19 protein-coding genes, 1 other RNA gene and 1 pseudogene are annotated in these 17,840 nt (G+C 36.6%); 5 read left to right on the top strand and 16 right to left on the bottom strand.

All coding sequences use genetic code 11. From position 1 onward, the window contains the following. Positions 1-47: 47 nt before the first annotated feature. Both IGL42_RS04240 and ssrA read left to right on the top strand, forming a co-directional pair. The gene (locus IGL42_RS04240) at positions 48-353 is read left to right on the top strand and encodes a DUF898 family protein (RefSeq protein ID WP_002358053.1); all 306 of its coding nucleotides are present in this window, start codon (positions 48-50) and stop codon (positions 351-353) included. Positions 354-491: 138 nt separating this feature from the next. Beyond that, positions 492-858, top strand: a transfer-messenger RNA (tmRNA) gene (gene ssrA, locus IGL42_RS04235). Between the two features lie 134 nt (positions 859-992). Here the strand turns inward: ssrA and IGL42_RS04230 are convergent. From IGL42_RS04230 to IGL42_RS04220, 3 genes are all read right to left on the bottom strand, one after another. Continuing rightward, entirely contained in the window at positions 993-1,178 is a 186-nt protein-coding gene (locus IGL42_RS04230; RefSeq protein ID WP_002384733.1) for a hypothetical protein, read from the bottom strand. After that, positions 1,163-1,675, bottom strand: a complete 513-nt coding sequence (entV, locus tag IGL42_RS04225) for an enterococcin EntV (protein ID WP_002358120.1) — start codon at positions 1,673-1,675, stop codon at positions 1,163-1,165. The genes IGL42_RS04230 and entV overlap by 16 nt, the downstream gene beginning before the upstream one ends. Positions 1,676-2,034: 359 nt before the next feature. Then, a complete protein-coding gene (locus IGL42_RS04220; RefSeq protein ID WP_002381996.1) occupies positions 2,035-2,238 on the bottom strand; it encodes a DUF378 domain-containing protein in 204 nt (67 codons plus the stop codon). A gap of 194 nt (positions 2,239-2,432) precedes the next feature. Here IGL42_RS04220 and IGL42_RS04215 point away from each other — a divergent pair, with 194 nt between their 5' ends. Then, positions 2,433-2,726, top strand: a complete 294-nt coding sequence (locus IGL42_RS04215) for a hypothetical protein (RefSeq protein WP_002358125.1) — start codon at positions 2,433-2,435, stop codon at positions 2,724-2,726. Positions 2,727-2,739: 13 nt separating this feature from the next. After that, positions 2,740-3,018, top strand: coding sequence for a hypothetical protein (locus tag IGL42_RS04210; RefSeq protein WP_002363681.1), 279 nt, complete (start codon positions 2,740-2,742; stop codon positions 3,016-3,018). Between the two features lie 21 nt (positions 3,019-3,039). Here IGL42_RS04210 and srtC read toward each other — a convergent pair whose 3' ends face one another. From srtC to ebpA, 4 genes are all read right to left on the bottom strand, one after another. Then, positions 3,040-3,897 carry an Ebp pilus assembly class C sortase gene (srtC, locus tag IGL42_RS04205; RefSeq protein WP_002360607.1) on the bottom strand — a complete coding sequence of 286 codons (858 nt, stop codon included), beginning with the start codon at positions 3,895-3,897 and terminating at the stop codon, positions 3,040-3,042. Between the two features lie 93 nt (positions 3,898-3,990). After that, on the bottom strand, positions 3,991-5,874 hold the full coding sequence (gene ebpC / locus IGL42_RS04200; protein WP_010710514.1) for an endocarditis and biofilm-associated pilus major subunit EbpC: 1,884 nt from the start codon (positions 5,872-5,874) through the stop codon (positions 3,991-3,993). Then, complete coding sequence (ebpB, locus tag IGL42_RS04195) at positions 5,871-7,301, bottom strand: endocarditis and biofilm-associated pilus minor subunit EbpB (protein WP_002371618.1); 1,431 nt, start codon at positions 7,299-7,301, stop codon at positions 5,871-5,873. Before ebpB ends, ebpC begins: the two co-directional genes overlap by 4 nt. 3 nt (positions 7,302-7,304) lie before the next feature. Continuing rightward, complete coding sequence (gene ebpA, locus IGL42_RS04190; protein ID WP_002371619.1) at positions 7,305-10,769, bottom strand: endocarditis and biofilm-associated pilus tip protein EbpA; 3,465 nt, start codon at positions 10,767-10,769, stop codon at positions 7,305-7,307. Positions 10,770-10,943: 174 nt separating this feature from the next. Here ebpA and IGL42_RS04185 point away from each other — a divergent pair, with 174 nt between their 5' ends. Next, complete coding sequence (locus tag IGL42_RS04185; protein WP_002382000.1) at positions 10,944-12,365, top strand: helix-turn-helix domain-containing protein; 1,422 nt, start codon at positions 10,944-10,946, stop codon at positions 12,363-12,365. A gap of 180 nt (positions 12,366-12,545) precedes the next feature. On the opposite strand, the gene IGL42_RS04180 is transcribed toward IGL42_RS04185, so the two are convergent. The 9 genes and pseudogenes from IGL42_RS04180 to IGL42_RS04140 form a co-directional block, all read right to left on the bottom strand. Further along, complete coding sequence (locus IGL42_RS04180) at positions 12,546-12,941, bottom strand: DUF805 domain-containing protein (protein WP_002358131.1); 396 nt, start codon at positions 12,939-12,941, stop codon at positions 12,546-12,548. Between the two features lie 70 nt (positions 12,942-13,011). Next, a complete protein-coding gene (locus IGL42_RS04175; RefSeq protein WP_002369662.1) occupies positions 13,012-13,725 on the bottom strand; it encodes a DsbA family oxidoreductase in 714 nt (237 codons plus the stop codon). A gap of 139 nt (positions 13,726-13,864) precedes the next feature. Then, a complete protein-coding gene (locus IGL42_RS04170) occupies positions 13,865-14,311 on the bottom strand; it encodes a GNAT family N-acetyltransferase (protein ID WP_104842527.1) in 447 nt (148 codons plus the stop codon). A 369-nt stretch (positions 14,312-14,680) separates the two neighbouring features. Then, positions 14,681-14,923, bottom strand: a pseudogene (locus IGL42_RS04165) (hypothetical protein). A gap of 70 nt (positions 14,924-14,993) precedes the next feature. Further along, the gene (locus tag IGL42_RS04160) at positions 14,994-15,425 is read right to left on the bottom strand and encodes a universal stress protein (RefSeq protein ID WP_002391595.1); all 432 of its coding nucleotides are present in this window, start codon (positions 15,423-15,425) and stop codon (positions 14,994-14,996) included. Positions 15,426-15,477: 52 nt separating this feature from the next. Then, positions 15,478-15,783, bottom strand: coding sequence for a hypothetical protein (locus tag IGL42_RS04155; RefSeq protein WP_002397742.1), 306 nt, complete (start codon positions 15,781-15,783; stop codon positions 15,478-15,480). Between the two features lie 17 nt (positions 15,784-15,800). Next, positions 15,801-15,998, bottom strand: coding sequence for a hypothetical protein (locus IGL42_RS04150; protein WP_002360617.1), 198 nt, complete (start codon positions 15,996-15,998; stop codon positions 15,801-15,803). 71 nt (positions 15,999-16,069) lie between these two features. Beyond that, positions 16,070-16,459 (bottom strand): hypothetical protein, encoded by a 390-nt coding sequence (locus tag IGL42_RS04145; RefSeq protein ID WP_010710518.1) that lies wholly within the window; start codon positions 16,457-16,459, stop codon positions 16,070-16,072. 4 nt (positions 16,460-16,463) lie between these two features. Then, positions 16,464-17,780 carry a Y-family DNA polymerase gene (locus IGL42_RS04140; protein ID WP_010711165.1) on the bottom strand — a complete coding sequence of 439 codons (1,317 nt, stop codon included), beginning with the start codon at positions 17,778-17,780 and terminating at the stop codon, positions 16,464-16,466. Positions 17,781-17,840 lie beyond the last annotated feature (60 nt).

Here is a 17,840-nt window from a genome sequence, read left to right as displayed (position 1 = left end):
CCATTTATTCTTGTTATAATAAAAGTTATGAGATAAGAAGGAAAAGAATGAAAAATTCATATTTTGACGGTGATTTAGCCACGTATATCGGGACTTCAATTTTAGCAACCTTGATTACTGTCTTTACATTAGGCATTTGCGCACCTTGGGGAATTTGTATGATGTACAACTGGAAAATCAAGCATACCGTTATTGATGGTAAACGCCTTTATTTTGACGGTACAGCTATGCAATTATTCGGTCATTGGATTAAATGGCTTTTATTAACTATAATTACTTTAGGAATTTATGGTTTTTGGTTGAATATCCGTTTGCAACAATGGATTACAAAACATACCCACACACTTTCATAAAAAGAGGAAGGATGAACTGAGTTACGGTCCATCCTTCCTCTTTTTATGAATATCTAACAGAGTGTTATCCTACTCTTTGAAAAAACAAGGAATTTATGCTATACTTTGATAAGTATCAAGGGATACTTATGTTATTTCGGGGGCGTTACGGATTCGACAGGCATAGTTGAGCTTGAATTGCGTTTCGTAGGTTACGGCTACGTTAAAACGTTACAGTTAAATATAACTGCTAAAAACGAAAACAATTCTTTCGCTTTAGCTGCCTAAAAACCAGCTAGCGAAGATCCTCCCGGCATCGCCCATGTGCTCGGGTCAGGGTCCTAATCGAAGTGGGATACGCTAAATTTTTCCGTCTGTAAAATTTAGAGGAGCTTACCAGACTAGCAATACAGAATGCCTGTCACTCGGCACGCTGTAAAGCGAACCTTTAAATGAGTGTCTATGAACGTAGAGATTTAAGTGGCAATATGTTTGGACGCGGGTTCGACTCCCGCCGTCTCCATTTTTAGAAAAGTAGAGAAAAACAAAAAAGAGCTAAAACCTTATAAAATAAAGGTTTTAGCTCTTTTTTTCTATAAGCAAGAGAAGGCTCGTTACCTCCTCTTACACTTCCTATCACATTATCTTTCTAAAACCACTTCATTTTCTTTTTCTATTGGTGATTTTGGGTATTGCATAGAACATGGCTAAAAATATTATTGTTATCAAAAGAGTTTTTAAGATTTCAATTTCTCCTGAATCTATCCAAGTATACACAAAAGCGATGATAAAAGTAATTACTATTTCCGTAACATGATCTTTTAAATTCATTAGCTTAGCCCACATTGAACTGCCCATAAAGCTAGTTGTCCAGCTACAATAATAGCATTCGTCTTTAACCCATTGGCTTTAGCGAAGCGTAATACAGTCACTGCTAATTCTTTCCAGGCTTTCTTTTGTGCAGCTTTTACAATTGCGCTGATACTAATCATTGCAAAAAACTCATCTTTGATTTTGTTAGCAACGCAACTTCCTAATGCATTCCAATTAAAACGTGCTTGAACTACTGTTGAAGCATCAGAAATATTTACATTTAACTCTTCCTCAACTGAAGAAATCTCTTGCTGAGCAAAATTATTTTTGACATAGTTTTTAAAGTTATCTTCCGTCACTCCATTCGCATACATTTCTTCCAGTCCTTTTGCTACAGCCTCAACTTCTGAATCCTCTAGCTGGTCAGATGCATAAACACTTGTACCAGCGCTGATAAAAATACCTAATGTCATTAGTAATGCCATCGCCAAACAAAAAAATTTAGCCTTTTTTGTCACCTGTAATTCCATAAATAAATCCCTACTTTCTTTTTCCTTGTTATAATCATAACAAGGAAAAAGATAATTTATCATCAAAATCCCTATTTGATGCTTATATTTTCCTATATATCCTAGAGCTGATTTTTCTCACTAGTGATCACATCAATTTGAACTAATGATTCAAAAAAAGACACAGGTTATTTGAGGTACGTTCGAGGTAATGCTAGGTTCTATTTTGAAAACAACGCAGCTCTCTTGAAATATTTTTTGAGCTTGTCTAAACCTTCTGAAACGAATATAGAAAATAAAAAAAGAGTCCCCTTTCTCAAGGAAACTCTCAATTGCTAAGTCAAAATAACTTCACGTTATCTAAATCTTTTAAATCAATCCTATGGTTCGCGGAACAAAGGAGCTAAAAACTTAATAGAATAAATCGCACAAATTCCGACAATAATATAGATAATTTTTGCTAATGGTGTGGTTGCACCGCCACTAATTGTTGCAACTAAATCAAAATTAAATGCACCAACTAATAACCAGTTTAAACCTCCGACAATCAATAAAATTAAAGCAATAATATCCAGATATTTCATTTTTAACACTCCTTCCAAATTTGATAAGCCAAGAGTAACACGTTTATTCTTTATTTACGAAAATAATGATTCAGGAAAAAAACTTTTTTCAATTATTTTCTCGAATCATTTTTTCGTTATTAAGAATTTTATGATATAACTAAAGAGTAGACAAAAACAGATTCATTATCTCTGATAAGAAATGGTGGTTTATTATGCGTGCTAAGTTATTTTTAATTTTGCGGAATCGAGTGTTATCCCGTGTTGTCTTTGTCATTCTATTTTTACATGTGCTTTTTACCACAAATGATTTCACGGTGTTGCTGCTCCTCTTACTATTGAATTATTTACTCACGCTTGAGGATAGCGCGAAAAAAAACAGAAAAATCCAAACTTGGCAGGAATTTAAACAGTCGATTGATTGGCCCTTTGTCGCTTTTTATTCAGGGCTTGCTCTTTTAGTTATTTCGTTAATACTTCTGTTTCTCTGGTTCAATTATGCACGATAAGGAGGATTAAAAATTGAAAAGCTATTTTTTTACTCTTTTTTTTAGTATGTTTAGCCTTTTCGTCATACTACTTTGGTTTTCTGGATATGATAGTAAGGGATTTCTATTGGCCCTTACAGATTTTCTAGGTTTTTCTATTATTCACCAAACGCCTGTGCTGGATACTTATTATTCCCAGCAGCCTTTAACAACCAGAATGTTGATTTCTTCTGGGCTTCATTTTTGTACTTATTTTTGCTTAGGTTTGGTCATTGATTTACTACGTAAAGGGTTTAAAAAAATAAAAACATAGTCACTTTTATTATACGAATCGTTAATTTCCATGCTTTCTGGTCGTCTTTTTCCGTCGCTTGTACCAGATAATGAAGCCGCTAATAATTAACGCACAGGCAATTAAAAGTAATGTCCATAATAGTAAATTTTGTTGTTGTGCCACTTTTTTCATCCCCGCTGCTGCTTTTTCTGGTTGATATGGGATACGATGTCCTCGAACTAATAACCGATGACTGTTTATCATATACGGTGTGCAAGTTAATAAAGTGACGAGATCTTGGCCAGACTCAATGTGTAAATCTTTTGTATCAGTTGGTTCAACGGTTTTTATTTGATCCACTTGATAAGCGAGCGTCTTCCCATTGACTTCGATATAAAATTCATCGCCTTTTTTTAATTCTGGCAAATCTGTAAATAATTTGGCTTGAGGGAGACCACGATGGCCTGAAATGACCGCATGTGTATTCGCACCACCTGTAGGATAGGAGGTTCCTTCTAACAAGGAGCTTCCTTTTTCCAATAGCAATGCATTCGTTTTATCAAAAATTGGTAAACGGACATTTATTTTTGGAATGGTTAAAACACCAATCGTATGACTTTCAAAATAGGATTTGTCTGGTTTTTTCGTTGTTTTTTGCGTTTCAGAAAAAGGATCTAATCCAGGATTGCTGCCTTTTTTCGCTAATTCTTGGTTTTTCTTTTCCATTTTTTCTTGAAGTTCAGCCATTTCTTTGGTGTTTTCTTGGCTTGCTTTTGCTTGATAATGAGCGATAATTTGTTGATCCAGATAGTTATTTAATGCATCGCTAACAAAAGGATACGCAAATGCACCTATTCCAATAATCAGTAAAAGAATCATAAAACCATCAATGATACGACGTTTCTTTTTTGACTTCATTGCTTCCTCCTTAAAAATAAAGCATGAAAGCCTGGGACAGTGATTGGCCCAGGCTCTTTGTTTTTCTAAAAATTTCTTCGGTGATGCTAGAAATTAAGCATTTTCTTTTCTACGTCTAGCAAAGTAGACTCCTGCAATAAGTAGCAAGACTGCGCCACTTCCTAAGTAAACGTAGATTCCTTTGCCACCTGTTGAAGGTAAGGTACCTTTGTGTTTGTTTGGTACTTTTTCTGGTGAAACTAGGTTTTCTGTTGTGCCATATGATTGTTCATTGACCACAAATTCAATCCGATTTGTTAACAAGACATAATCATCAGGAGCTACAGTTTCTTCTAAATAATAGGTACCGTATTTAAGCCCTGTGATATCAACTAATCCATCAGCCGTTGTTGTAAAAGTAGTTGCTTCAGCTTTTGTTTTCACCCAAGTTGCTGCTTTCGTTGTTTCATCGATTTTCAAATAATTTGCTGTGTCGCTGTTTTGATCACGGACGACAAAGGAAGCTCCCGCCAAGGCTTGTGTCGCTGTCACATCGCCATCGACTTTAATGAAACGTTTCCCACCTGTCACAACTTCAACAGTTGGTGGTGTTTGGTCGTCGGTATGACCGTTATCAACATTCGCCTCATTTTTAAAGCCTTTCGTAGGATCTGCTTTTTCATTTAAATGCATAAAGTAAACGAATTTTAGTGTGCCGCCTGGTGTTAGCGTAGGAATATACGCTGGATTAACGGCGACAGTGAAGCCATTTGCTTGTTCAGTCACTTGATAATTTTCAGGAGCAATCACTGTATCCCCATCATATAACGCATAGGCATACTCTCCAGAAGTCACGTTATCAAAAGTTAAGGCTGCATCATGTTTATCAACTAAATTGAATTTGACGTATTTATTAGCGTCGCCTTCTTTGTCTGCAATCCCCAATGGAATATTTACAGAAATTTGATATTTAATTTTTTCGCCAATTGCCACATCTTTACCATCTAAGTTTGGTGTTGTTTTATCAACTTTAGAGGTATCATTTTTGACTGTTTTTTCAACAGGTGTTTGATTGTTTGCTTCAATTGTAAATGGTGTTTTTGTTTGATTTTCAATTAATTCTGCATTATTTGGAGCTTTTACTTCTTCTAAAATATACGAACCAACCTCAAGATTTTTAACTGTTAATTCTCCCGTTCCATTCTCTGCTTCTGTGAAATCATTTTCGCCAATTTCATAACTTTTCCCAGTAATAAAGCGTTTTGCTTGTTCTTTATCCGTTGTCCATGTATATAATCCATCTTTGACTCCTTGGATATATTTTACTGTGCCTGGTGAGCCTTCGCTTTTGGAAATAACAAATTCTGCGCCATTTAATCCTTCATTTTCAGCAGTTCCTACTTTTTTCACATGTAAACTACCATCATTGGCTACCACATTTTTAGGATAAATATGAACAACCGCTAATTCTTCTGTTCCATATTTATAGGAACCATCTGCTTGCTTGATCATTTCGTAAACTGGGAACGCCACCACCATATTCGTAGCAGCAACTACACCCTCTTTTGGTTCTTCTTTAATGGTATACACTGCATCTTTACCATTTTGTTTTTTAGGTAACTGAACAGTGACATTCCCATTTGCATCGGTGGTTCCTTGAACAACAGGTTTCCCAGGAGTTAAACTTTGGACAGCTTGTTTAGCTGCATCAACGCTTGCGCCTGCCGCTCGTTGCTCGTAAAATTCGCTCGTCACGTTATAAATACTAAACGTCACATCTGCCAGTCCTTGATATTTATCAAACTCGCTCATTTCTTTCCCGCTATTTTGAATAAGCGGATCTGGTAAATCCGTCATTTTCTTTTTGTGAATCACGAGCTGTGCGCTCTCCCCATTTTCTTCTGCAAATGCAGTTGTTGTCCCTAATACACTTGTGAAAAGTGGCAAAATTAGTAACAAGGTACTAACGGTGTACCAAACTTTTTTTAATTGCTTCATTTTCTCTCTCCTCTTTTTTGTTTTTGATAAAATAGCCAAATGACTACCAGCCCAATGATTAGCAGGCCTGCAATCGTCAACCAAATAGAACGTTCTTCATTTGTTTTTGGTAAGAAGCCTGACTCTTTTACTTTTTTATTGATTACATGTAACGGTGCTGTTCGTTGTCCGTTCGTTGCATAAGAATTTTTTTCCACCGTAAAAGGAATTTCTGTTTGATTCAGAAGATAACCTTTTGGTGCAGAGATTTCTTCCAAGAAGTACTGGCCATCTTTTAAGCCTTTAACTGAAAATTCACCGGCTTGATTAGACGTGAATTTTTTAGCTAATGCTTTTTCTTTTTGCCAACGATACCCGTTTGCTGTTTCATTGAGGTATTCCCCCGCTTGATTTTTGACGATAAAAGCAGCCTCTGGCAAGGTGATTTTCGCATTTTCACTATCAACTTTGACAAAAGACTTGCCGCCTGTACGAACTGCGGCTCTTTTAGTCAAGGTATGCTTGTCCGTGACTAATTGTCCTTCGTTGTTAATCGCAGTGTCTGGTTCAGCGGTCTTTTCTAAACGCATTTGATACGACACAGTCATTGTTTGATTTGCAAAGTTTTGTAAGTCTTTAATTGAAAAATCAAGCGTAAATCCATGCTTTTGCGTCGTCAATGTGTAACCTGTAGTAACTGTTTTTCCAGCCACTTTTACCTCAATTGATTCTGGTAAAAGTGTCAACGTTGTATCCGCCTTATCTGACAAACGGAATTCCTGATATCCTAAAATATTCGCTGGAATCTGAGTCGTTAACTGATAGTTAATGTGCTCTCCTTGATTAAAGCCTTGTTGCTTATCGAGTACCGTTTTTTCAAGTGGTGGTAAGTCATAGGCATTTTCTTCATTTTTTGGATATAAATGAATATGCGTTAACGATTGCCCTTGTGGATCTTGAACAGGCAAAATCACTACTAGGTTGCTAGCTTTTTCCTTTACCACTTCTGGTGCTTCCGCTTCAACAAATAAATAGGCTTTATCTCGTTGCTGCGAATCTTTGCTAGCTAATGAAAAAGAAACCACTCCATCTTCTCCATTTATTGTCTGTGTTTTATCTTCTGCGATCGGTTTTCTATTCATTGCACCGGTTTCTGCTAATTGACGCTGTGCCTCTTGGACCGTTTTTCCTTCAGAACGAAGCTGATAAAACGGATCCGTCACATCATAGACTTGATAAGTGACGTCATTTAAGCCCCGATAATTTTGAAGCAGCGTTCCCTCTTCCCCTGTGTTTTGCTGCTGTTCTGGTAATTGACCATCAGGGAACAATAATTTGTGCAACGTAACTTGAACGCTTGCTTGCGATGCCTCTGCTAATGCTTGCTGTGAAAACCCGAAAAGAGCGAGTAGCATGACGCAAATACTTAACCAACGTGCGTTTTTCATTGATTACACACTCCCTTCTGGTCGTCTAATAAAGAGATAAACACCCGCTATCACGAATGTACTAATCGCTATCAAGTAAAACCACAAGCGTCCTATGCCACCAGTTTCAGGTAAAGGAACCTTTGCTTGGTTCGTAACATCTAAAGTAATTTGATTATTCTTCTCTCCAGAAATTAAAACATCTGCTACTTTTTCCCCATCTATCGTGACTGAACCATCTTCACGAATTATTAATTCGATTGGTTCTTTTAACCCCTGATATCCTTCTGGCGTAAAGGTTTCTGTTAGGACATATTTCCCTGGTTTTAAGTTTTCAAAAACAAAAGTATCCGTTTCTTTGCCATCTTTTGGTAATTCAATATCCGTATCTGGTCCTGTTAAACGGAATTTCGCTCCTTTAAGTGGCGTCTGATTATCGGCTTTTTTATGAACCGTTAAGTCAAAAGGTTTCAAATGATTTTGATGTGTCAGTGTCCATTCTGGCGCATTTTCTTCAATATTTTTGCCTGCATAGTGAATTTCCCCATATTTATCAACAGTAAATTCATAATTTCCAGCAAGAGTGTCGTAGCCTAATGGTCCTGATTGTTCCACCATTCGATACTCACCAGGTTCACTAATTTTAAAATAGCTCAATCCTGCAGTATCTGTTTTTTGAGTTGCCACAGTTTGGTAACTTCCTTGAGCATTTTTTCTTTGCAACGCAAAAGTCGCCTCTGCTAAGTTCACTTGTTTGCCATTTTGCATAGTGTATTTTCTAATTCTGATTGGCAAAGAAGAAAATTTATTTTCAATTTCCAATGGAATAACTTGATTTGTGGTGGTCACTTCTTGTCCATCGATGCTTACTTTGCCTTGCTCATTCACCTCAATTTGCCAAGTCGTTTTCTTACCTAACTCATGTCCTGCAGGTGCTTTTACTTCAGTTAATGTATAGCGTTCCCCTTTTTGTAGGCGCACATCTTTTGGCAAGGAATAGCTCCCATCTTTATTGTCCACTAATGTTGTTTGAACATTTTTACCACTCAATTCAAAGACGGCTCCCACTAAGTTTTTCTCACCTGAGGAAGAATTTTTGATTACTTTTAAATCTAATGGCTTGAACTGCTTCGTGTTTTTCCAAGTAGTATCGTCGATTTTTTCTTGACTGTAACCAGGAACTGCTAATTCACGGGTTGTTTGATAATTGAAAGCTTGTCCTTGATTGTTGTATTGGGGAAGTCCAAGAACTTCTTGATAGCTTTCATCCGCGGTTTTGGAAAGTTGGGTTACATTTTTGCGCTCCCAACTATTGCTGGTATCATTTTCTGGTTTTGATAATTTAATATACCCAGTTTGCCAGTTGGCTGTGTCAGTTACTTGCTTTCTACTAATTTCATAAATCACGTTATCTGGCCGACTTATTGGGTCTTGATCATACTCTTCCCAGATTTTTTTCACGTTTAACTTCACGCCAGGTGCTTTTCCCGAAGGAACCCCAAAATCAACTTTTTCAGGGGCCGTGGCTAATGGCTGAAACGTTGTCCGACCATTCATTTGATACCAAAAATCAGGTTTGAAGTTTTCTGACTCTGTTTGAATACGTACTTGATAATGAATTTGAATTTCTTGCCCTTTACCCAAATAAATCTCATTACTATTAATTGTAGCGCCTGTTAGCGACACTTCTGGTAATGTTTGAACCTGAACAGGACCCACACTTTTCATTGATAATGTATTTGGCTCGTATTTAAAAGGTTCAGCAATTGGATCAACTACTTTTCCGTTTACAACCGTTCCTGAAATCTGAACGGCTTTTTTCGCTAAATAATCAGAAATGTCTGGTGCATAATCCGCGGATTCATAATAAAGGTCTCCATTTTCATCGGCTGACACCATCTCACGCATTTTATCTTCAACTTGTTGTTTAGATAAATTAGCTCGTGGATCGCTTTGCAATTGAATGCCCAATCCATGTATTTCAATCCCACGTTGTTTTAAGGCCATTGCCTCACCTATCGTGGCGATAAACGTACTGTTAATCCGTTTATTGATATTGTTTTGATCTGGCGCATTATAGCTACCAGAGATATAAGAAGTGCTACCTGGTTGATCTTGTCGATTCGTAAATTGTGTCCCGTAAAAGCGACCATCCGCCTCTGTTTGAACTCGACTCACTTTATAAGAGAAGGTTGGGACGCCATCCGTTAAAAGTACAATGACTTTCTTATGTCCATTTGGCGTTGCTAACATATCACCAGCATCTCTTAATGCTTTTTGAGTGAAAGTTCCTCCTCTAGTGCTACTTGGCGTAATATTTTTAATTGGATTTTTGACTGTATCAAACGGTCCCATTTGAATGGCGTTGTTATTATAACCGTCACTTGAGTAGCCAACATAGCCCATGTTGATGTTATTGGTAATACCGCTATCTGCCAATGTATCAACAAAACGGTTCACTCCTTTTTGAACTTCACCAATCCGATTGTTTTCATTCATACTTCCGGACCAGTCAACGACTAAGACCAAATCCAATGGCGTGATTTCTTTCTGAACATTCCCACGCACATTAAGATATACATCAAAAAGCCCTGGTGTTGTTGTTTCTCTAGCATATTTTCGGATGGCATAATCGGCTTGGTCTCCTGTACCGCCATACTCAATATAAGAATTTGTGCGATTAGTAGGGTCCCCATTCCAACTCGTTTGGCCGTCCCATTGTGCACTACCGTCTTTATTCCCTTGATGGTTTAACACATTTTGATTGCCTGTGGGCTGCCAATTAGCTGTCGGATAAGTCCCAGAATTATCCGTCGTGTATTGTGGTGCAATTAAAGGCAGTGCCAGATTCGCTCTCAAAGTAGCTGGCGCCATTCTTGCTTCTGCAAATGGATTGGTTACCTCTTCTGTTGCGGTCGGCTGTTCTGTTTTTTCTGGAGCCGAATCATTTTTGTTAGTTTCTTTCGTATTTTCTGGTACAGTTATTTTTTCTGGTTCAGTTGATTCTTTAGCAGAATCCTCTACTGTTATTTTTTCAGAAGTAACTGAAACATCATATTCGTTGTTTTCATACAATAACTTAGGTGGCTGAGCTGTTTGAAGCGAACTTTGCTCAACAGCTAACGAAAGCTGTACCGGCTTTTTTACTTGTGCGTCCAAAGTCAGATAAAGCGTACCATTAGTCACTTGGTAAGAATATCCGTCTTTTTCAATTACAGCAGTATCCATGAACTGTGCATTTTTCAATTGAATTTCTCGTTGTAATGGCTGCTCTGTTTGGTTGAGAAGATTTAACTCGATATTAATATTCGTTTTATCATTCTCATCTGTTATCATTTGAGCGGATGTAATTTCAACTTCTTTGGCTGTTTCTGCATAGCCAATGAGCGGTATGAAATAGGATGAGACAAGTAAAAAGACTACGCCGAAAACCCCAAATTTCTTTAGTAATTTAATGTCTGTTCTCTCCTTTCTTTTATGAATTAACAGTTAAATTAGAATTGCCTAGCACGTAAAATTTCATTATTCTAATCTGATAATTATTATACAGAGAAGGAGCTCATTAAATCACACCAGCTTTCATACCAAGCGGTTTCATTTCTGAAATTGCGTTATTGTTTCGATGATTGTTTCATTAAAGTAAAGGACTTGGGAGGAAACAATATGATTAGGTTTTTAGAAAAAAATTATCGGAAAATGGAAGAAATCATTCGTGTCTTATCCATTTCTGATAAATGGATGACTAAAAAAGAACTTGCAAAATATATTGGTAGTTCTGAGTCTACTTTTATTCGTTATATTGAGGAGATTAAACAGCGTTGGGGCGAAAGTTTAACCATTAAAACATCGCATAAATTAGGCTATCGTTTAGAAAACTTTAATGTGTCCTTATATTTAAACGTGCTGACGGATATGGCAAAAACGTCAACGACCACCCAATTGCTCCATGAGTTTATCCAAAATCCTGGCAAAACCATCGAATATTATTGCGATACCATTAATATTAGTCGCTCTTCTTTTGCTCGAAAATTGAAGCAGTGTAATCAGGTCTTGGAAACTTACTCTCTTCGCGTTATCGTTGATCAAGGCTATCAATTAACTAGCCAAACAGAAGAATTGCCTTTACGTATTTTTACAACCTTTTTCTTTTTAATGTATTATGGTCATTATGAATTGCCTTATCAATTAGATAAGCAGGAAATCAAACAATTAATGCGTCGTAATCAATGCCAATTAAATATTATTAGTATGGATAACAGTTATGAACACGATTTCTTTATTATGTATTTTATTGTTGATTTATTAAGAGAGCATCAAGGCTTTCAGCAACGTTTCCAGAAAAAAACAGATAAAAAGAGTCCAATCAAAATGGAAGATTATCTTTTACTCAGTCGTCATTTTACTGGGCTCAGCCGTGAAACCTATCGGGAAGTTCTCCGGTATTTTCAAAGAGGCGCTTTTCAGCAATACTACTCCGAAGACCAAGAAGTCATCAGTCAAAGAATACGTGAAAATTTAAAATTTAATGCTTTTTCACAGATTGAACAATTAACAGAAGAAGTCGTCGACTTCGCTGTTCACTTGTTAACCTGTCTTTATTTGTTTTCTCAATTAGTGCCTTTTGACACCTCCGAATTGACACAAAGGGCCACCTTTTTCACTCGACAAATTCATTTTACTCAGCTTCACTTATATGCACGATTAAAAGCAGAATTGCATTTCTTTTCCGCTCTTTTAGAAACAAATCTATTAAACTATTCATCTTCTTATATTTTTTGGTTGCTTAATACTTTTCCAGAAATTAACCAGAGTTTCGACTCAAAAAAGATTTTGATTATTAGCGACATGGGCCTGAATCATAGTCAATATATTGGAAACTATGTCCACGATATTTTAGCTTTGCATCGGATTCGTTCAAATACGTTAGCAATTACGGAAGAACAATTAGGTGACCATCGACTCGAAGAATTTGACTTGATTATTACCAATCAACCAATTATTGAAACCAGTGTTCCAAGTATTTTAATTAATGATGCTATCTTATTTTCTAACAAAAGAGAATTGCTCGATTTATTAAACTTTTAACGTCTTAATGGTTTTCCCTATCTACCAAAAAGATAGCCCTTTTAGCAAGAACCGCGTAATGTGAGGTGCCATCATACAGAAGATATTTTTATTTTTCTGAAATAAAAAAGAAAATAGGACATAAGTCGAAATGACTTATGTCCTATTTTCACTCTTAAGATAATCAGCTAAACCAGCAAATTAAATTTCTGATTGATTCACTGGCCATCTTGTGTGACTTTTACTTGGCAAAATTAATGTAATGAAGATCACTAAAGTACCGATAAAAGGAAGTAAATAGAATAAAATCCACCAGTTACTGTGGTCGCGATCATGCAATCTTCTTGCTCGAACAGTAAAGTTTGCCAACCAAATTAAAGCAGTCAGCAAGAAAAAGATAATGGTCACAGTATTCCATTCTTTAATGATTGTTCCATCATTGGGTGTTACTTCAATATATCTGTAAACGCCCGTAATTGCTGAATAAATCCCTAACACCAAATAATTAATTAATTGTGGCCACCAATATTGTGCTCGTGTTGCTGACGCATTCATTGTTGTAATATTATTCCAGTATTCTCTATACGCGTTAAACATATTATCACCCCCGCATTAACTATTACAGAAGTCTTTCGTTTTGTCAAAGAATAACGTTATTTTATGCCGCTTAATGACACGTCCATGTGCCTTCCTTAAACTCACACGAAGCTGACTCTTCAGAAGAAGGAGTTAATGAAACTAACGGTTGCTGTTGTTTTTCTTCTGCGAGAATTTTTTGAATAGTTTGGCTGATTTGCTGTTTCGGTACTGCACCATTAATTAAATATTTTTGATTAATGATTAGTGCGGGAACTCCTTGTAGACCATAAGCAGAAGCTAGCGCGAAATCTTCTTGAACCGCCGTCCAAACAGCCTCGGAAGCAACAGCTTCTTTCCATAAAGCAAAATCAATCGTTGTCTCTTTCACTAGCTCCTCAATTACTTCTGGCTCTTCAATATTTAAACTTCTCATAAATAAACCTTCTTGTAACTTATCAAACAGTAACCAATAGGTGTCTTGGTTGCCAATGTATCCAGCTGCTTTTGCTGCTAATAATGCATTCTTTGATGTTGGAAAATCAAATCGTTGCTTCCTCATCCCTTCAATATTAAAACGATGCTTTGAATCGTTTTGATTGGCATGCACCCAATGCGTCAAAACTTCTTCTTTTACTGCTGCTCGTGAGCCAAACATTGTTTCAAAATCGTTTGCGGACCACCCCAACGCAAACGACCGATGAATCAATTCAATTTCAGGAAATTCTTGTTGAATCTCATGCATGCGGTCAGACATTGGAAAACAAAAACTACAAATAACATCATGGAAAAATTCTATTTTCATCCTTACCCTCCAGTAACTCTTTTTTCAAAACAGATTGAACTAAATTTACCATTTTACTTACTAAAAGTAAACAAATGAAGCCAATTAAAAGAAAAAGGTGAAACAAAATGCGCTGTGGCTTTTGTCTCACCTGTTCTATCTACTTATTCTGATATGTCCATTCCATTACCCGCTCGCCATTCGTATCTAATTCACCATTAAATACAAAACTAAGTTGTTGATACAACCGAATTGCTGAGCTGTTCGTATCATAAACACTCAAGTATAGCTTGTTTGTTTGGTATTTTTCTATTAGCATTAACATTAAAAGTCGACAGGCTGCTTTCCCATAACCTTGTCCTTGGAACCGTTGATCAATTAAAAAGCGGTCTAGCCAAACGCGCCCATCTTGCCAACGTCCATACATGGCATAGCCGATTAATTGATTGCCGTCATAAATACCTGCCGATTCCCATTCTGGAAATTGGTCCGATTCTTTTAGATTTTCTGCCATTGATTCAATGAAGGTTTGTTGTTCAGCGAAAACTTGTAGGTTTTCCACTGCTTTACGATTATCGCTTGTTACTTTTTCAAAATGTATTTCCATTATTTTCACCTAATTAGTTGTTATTTTCTGCATACTTGTATTCTTTCTTGCTTCTTATTTTAACATACTTATTTCCCTTTGCTTTCTCTAACTCTCTGTGATTATACGTTTCTCTTTTTTATGGGAAATCTTCCCTATAAATGGAGACTCTTTTCAAGAGATTTCTTTTTACACTACCCGTTTCAAATGATATAAATGATATATAGAGTGTTTTAACTATGTGCAACATGATTAAAAGTTAACTGTTGGGGAGCAGTTAACTTTTTCTTTTTAACCACAAAATAGAGGATCCGCTGTGAGAAATAACTGCAGTGGATGCTCCCTTTTGTATATTATTTATTTACTAGCCGATAGTTGAAAGCTTTCCCGTTACTCAGTAGTATCGATTTTGTCTTCTTGACTATCTAAAGAACGGTCAACTTTTTCGTCGTAACTTTCCATGGAATTTTCATTTTTATGTTTCTGCTTATCGACCGTTTTATCGACTTTTTCTTTCTGTCAATCAATTGTTTTTTCCATCTCTTCGCCAGCCGAGGTACAACCACTCAGTAAAAGGAAACTTGTGAATAAAAACGCTGACAAGATAACTGTTTTTCCGATTTTTGTTTTCATAAACTCACCTCTCGTTTAATTTAAAAAAACGTCCCGATAAAACATTGTTCCCTTGATTATTTACTCACAATTAGCGAACAACTAAAACATTGCACAAAGCATGGTTAACTACATAATCTGTAGTAGAACCAATCAAGGTTCGTTGAATAGCACCTCTTCCCGTAGCACCTAGCACAATTAAATCTATGGCATAATTTTCAGAAATCGTATTGGCAAGATAACGTTTTGGGCTCCCAAGCTCAACAATTTTTTTGACTGTTTTTACACCAATTTCACTCGCTTGTTTTGCCTTTTCAGTGAGCATCTCTTCTGACTTGTGTTTTTCTAAATCATACAATTCTTCAAAAGAAAATGGACTCGTCGTAAATTCAGCATCATTAATAATTGTAGCTAAATAAAGAGTGGCTTGTTCCTCTTTGGCAATCCTGACAGCTTCATGAAAAGCTTTTTCAGATTGATCTGAGCCATCAAGAGCAACCAAAATATGTTGATATACTGACATTTTATCCGCCTCCTTAACCAAATTAAGAATCAAAACTAACACAACAGCTGTGTTACATTTTAGTGGCTATTTGTTGTAATTTTTCCACGGTTAATGCTTGATAATTTGTTTCTTCAAGTAGTCCCGTTTGAATTTCAACAGAAACATCTTCCGTACATGTTTCTAAAAACCTTGTGGCATAATCAAACTGTTGCTCTAAGAATGTTTCATACTCCAGTCGACAACGTAAAAATTCTTTCGCGGTATCTGAAACATGTAAACACATGCGGCGCTTATTCGCTTTCTTGGTTATCACAAAATAGGTTCCTTCTAAAATCGTGGTAATCTCTTCAATAATATACGCTGCATCTTTTACCATTCCGTCAATCCAGTCCTTTATTTGTTTTCAGTGTCGTTGCTTTTTTCTTTGTCGTCACTTAACAGCTCTTTAATTTTTTCACGATTGTCGTATAACTTTTTTCCTACGCCCACTAAGGCGCCGCCTGCCAATAACTTTGTTAAAAAGCCGCCATTTGCGTTTGTTTTTTTGCCATGGTGTCCTTTTAAATGATGTCCCATCCTAGCCACCTCCATAATTTTTATTTCTATTACCTATGAACATTATCTCATATGTTTTCACAAAACGCACGTATAACAATAGTTTTTTAATCAAGGCTCGACCACTTTGTAAACTCATGACTTTTAATATGCCGAATCTCTTCAAATAAAATATGTGTATTTCCAACTTTTGCATACTCCATTGAACTCATCCCTTCAAAAACACCAACAATTGGCGGTTGAACACGGCCAAAATCATCCAAAGTATTCAATTGGATTTCTAAAACTTGGTTATTTTTTAAAGACTGCTCTAAGTATTCTTCAATTTCTTCTGTTGTCTGTTGCGGTAAGCGTTCAAACGCTCTCTTAGAATATTCGTCAGAAGCTTCGATTCCTTCTTGTAACTCCCCCAATGCAAAAGCGGTCGCCCATTTCAGTTCAAAGGGCCGATCATGGTACTCATTATAAGGTGTAAATTCTTTTTTTGTTCGTTTCATGATGTTATCCTCCTAAACCGACATTTCCTCCAGCATGTCCACCGACTAATCCTGAACGATGAATTGCCGTCGCGCCTTCCAACAAAGAAGAGGCGTGGATTAAAGCTTGAAAGCCAAATTTTTGTCGGATTTTATCAATCAGATAGTTTAACTCCATTTCACTAATTTGCTCTTCTGGTTCCGAAAATAAATCTAATTGTAAAGATTCATTCCAAACTAATTTCCCATAAGAAAGCCCTAATTGCCGGACATCTGTTCCCGCTAGATAATGTTCTCTAAAAAGGGCTAATACATAGGTGATCAAAACTTTTGTATTGTTTGTTGCAGGAATCGTTTGTTGTTTTCGCCAACCAGTTCGTCCTTCGCAGTCAATTTGACCTTTGGAATAACCAACGTAGACTGTGATACATTCCGTTTGACAATGCGCTTTTCTTAAACGAGCAGCCACTTGTTCTGTCAGTTCCTTTAAGACTAGTTCAATCTGATCTCTTCGCGCATAATCTCTCGGCAAAATCTGACTATTTCCAAATGATTTTTCAGCTTTATGTTGCGCTTTTTTCCCTAAAAAGGTACGATCAATCCCCCATGAATGAGCATACAATTGAAGCCCCATCACGCCAAATGTTTCTTGTAAAAGATGCGGATTCGCTTGCGCTAACTCATATACAGAATCAATTCCTAAACGATTCAGTCGTTTAGCCATTCTGCGACCAATCCCACAAAAATCTGTCAAAGAAGGCAACTGCCAGACAGTATCTGGTACACGATCATACCGCCATTCTGCAATAAAATCTGGCGAATGTTTGGCGCCATTGTCCAACGCCAATTTAGCCAGTAACGGATTGTCCCCTATCCCAACGGTCACATAAATACCCACATGATTATAAACGACTCTTTGGATAATCCGAGCCATTTTATAGGCAGTTTCACAATGAAAATAACTTAAAGAAGCCGTTACATCAAGAAATGATTCATCTACACTAAACACAGAGTGATCTTCATCTGCGACAAACTTTTTATATAAATTATTAATTTCTTGATTTTTTTTCATGTACAAATTCATTCGTGGCGGAACCACATATAAATCAGGATGAGCGGGCACTTGATTTTTACGCGTAACATTTGAAACACCTAAAACTTTTTTTGCCATTGGCGATGCTGATAAAACTAATCCCCCCGCATTTTCGGCATTACTCATCACTACCAACATCGTTTTCAACGGATCTAACCCACGTTCTGCGCATTCTACACTAGCGTAAAAACTTTTGCAATCAATACAAAGAATATCGCGACTAGGTTCTTTTTCATAATCAAATTTCATAAACATCACCTCACTTGCAAAATCATTATACGAACAAACGTTCGATTAATCAAGCGAACA

The organism is Enterococcus sp. DIV0712 (genome assembly GCF_050554855.1).
In the GTDB taxonomy this organism is placed as follows: Bacteria; Bacillota; Bacilli; order Lactobacillales; family Enterococcaceae; genus Enterococcus; species Enterococcus faecalis.
This window is presented reverse-complemented; position numbering and strand designations above follow the sequence as displayed.